The sequence below is a fragment of the Mesorhizobium sp. M7D.F.Ca.US.004.03.1.1 genome, from assembly GCF_003998635.1.
In the GTDB taxonomy this organism is placed as follows: domain Bacteria; phylum Pseudomonadota; class Alphaproteobacteria; order Rhizobiales; family Rhizobiaceae; genus Mesorhizobium; species Mesorhizobium loti.
Genome location: NZ_RZQG01001048.1, coordinates 1 through 1,919 on the forward strand (window position 1 = coordinate 1; position 1,919 = coordinate 1,919).

Sequence of the window (1,919 nt, forward strand, 5' to 3'; positions counted from 1 at the left end):
GGCGTCACCATCCCAGAAGTCGATGATCGAGCAGATATCCGGATTCTGCTGCAGCATCGTCGTCGTCACGTTGCGCGAGGTCGTCGCGTCCCAGTTGGAGTCGGGCTTGGCCACGACCTTGAAGTCGGGATGCTTGTCCAGCACCTTCATGATGCCGGCATACTGGTAGAGGCTGGAAGAGTTGGCCTGGTCGCCCTGCACGAGGCCGATCTTCTTCGACGAGTTTTCGCCGCAGCCCTTGATAGCCGCTTCGGCCTCGAGCTGGCCAAGCCGGTCCCAGTCGCTGCCGACAAAGGCGTCGGCAGGGAAATTGGCGGGATTGTCGACCAGGATGACGTAGGTGCCGGCGGCTTGCGCCTTCTTCATCAGCTTGGAATAGGAGTTGAGGTCGGGTGCATGGATGATCAGCACGTCCGGCCTGGTGTCCGACGAGATGGCGTCGGTGATCGCCTGCGCACCGGCATCGACCACCCAGTTCGGGTCGCGCGTCTCGAACGTGCCGCCCCAGGCCTCGACTTCCTTCTTCAGGTAATGCGCCCAGCCCTGCGCCAGGTCGAAGCCCATCGCCAGCGGCACCAGCATCACGCGCTTGCCCTTGAGCGCCTGCGCGTAAGCCGCCGGACCCGGATCGTCGGCGGCGAAGGTTGGCACCACGAAGGCGGTGACGGCGAGCGCCGTGGCGGCAGCCATCAATGTCCTGATGAATTTCATGTCAGATCCTCTCGTTTCGATTTTCATTGCCGGCCGATCGGGATGGATCGGACCGGGTACCCCTAAATATCGCCTTGCTGGGCGGTCTGCTCGTCACGTGGATTGATGATGCCGTCGACGATGATGGCCCCCAGCAGTATCGCTGCCTTGATCAGGTTCTGGTAGAGCAGCGGAATGTCGATGATGGTCATGGCGTTGAGCAGGATGCCGATCAGCGCCGCACCGACCAGCACGTTGCGCACCCCACCGCGCCCGCCGGACAGGCCGATGCCGCCGATCACCGCCACCAGCACGATGTCGTAGAGCAGCGTCGAATTGACGACGCGGGTGTTGATCGAATGCAGGCTCGCCGCCGTCAGCAGGCCGGCGATCAGTGCGACGAAGGCGGAAAGCACGTAGCGCAGCACCAGCATCGGCCGCACAGGGATGCCGATGTTGCGGGCGGCCACCGGATTGTCGCCGGCGAAATAGATGTAGCGGCCCCATTTGGTGTAGCGCAGGAACAGGAAGAACAGGAACGCCAGGCCGGCGAACACGAACACCTCGATGGGAATATCGAGGAAGCGCAGGCCGCCGAGCAGCTCGACCCAGTGGCCCTGCGGCACCGGCACGGCATCCTGCGTGATCAGTTGCGAGCGCACATAGCCGAAGACGAAGGAGCCGGTGGCCAGCGTCACGAAGATCGCCGGCACATCGGCATAGGCGACGAGAAAGCCGTTCAGCAGCCCGATCGCCAGCACGCCGGCCAGCACATAGGCGAAGGCCAGCCCATCCGGCGTGCCCGAGTTCAGCAGTTGCAGATACCAGGCGACCGACATCGCCATGATCGCTACGGCGGAGAGGTCGATGCCGCGGCCGATGATGACGACGGCCATGCCAAGCGCCAGGATGCCGAGCACCGACACGGAGCGGACGATGGCGACAAGGTTGTTGGCATCGATGAAGCCAGGCAGGCCGATGGCAGCGGCAACGAACAGCACCACCGCGATGGCAAAGACAATGCCTTCCTGATTCAGGCTCCTGAAATTCGGCCAGCCGATCGTGTTCATGTCTGCGTTTGCCCCGATGGCAGCGCTGCCATCCCTGGGAAAGAAAGCTAATCGGCTCAGCGCCGGTTCGTCAAATGAATCCGCGTTCAGAACCCGGGCTGGCAACGATATTCACCGAGTGGACGCATCGATTGCCGAAGCTGGTGCAATGCCCGGAAA

The 1,919-nt window shown here is 62.9% G+C and carries 2 protein-coding genes; both read right to left on the bottom strand.

Annotated features, from left to right (window positions below):
- The coding region (locus tag EN935_RS33665; RefSeq protein ID WP_164771591.1) for a sugar ABC transporter substrate-binding protein at positions 1-711 on the bottom strand (711 nt) is incomplete at its 3' end.
- A 62-nt stretch (positions 712-773) separates the two neighbouring features.
- Positions 774-1,760 carry an ABC transporter permease gene (locus EN935_RS33670; protein ID WP_126069648.1) on the bottom strand — a complete coding sequence of 329 codons (987 nt, stop codon included), beginning with the start codon at positions 1,758-1,760 and terminating at the stop codon, positions 774-776.
- Between the last annotated feature and the right edge of the window lie 159 nt (positions 1,761-1,919).

Excerpts from the sequence above, each read along its gene's own strand:
- EN935_RS33670 (WP_126069648.1), bottom strand. The coding sequence starts at position 1,760 with ATGAACACGATCGGCTGGCCGAATTTCAGGAGCCTGAATCAGGAAGGC.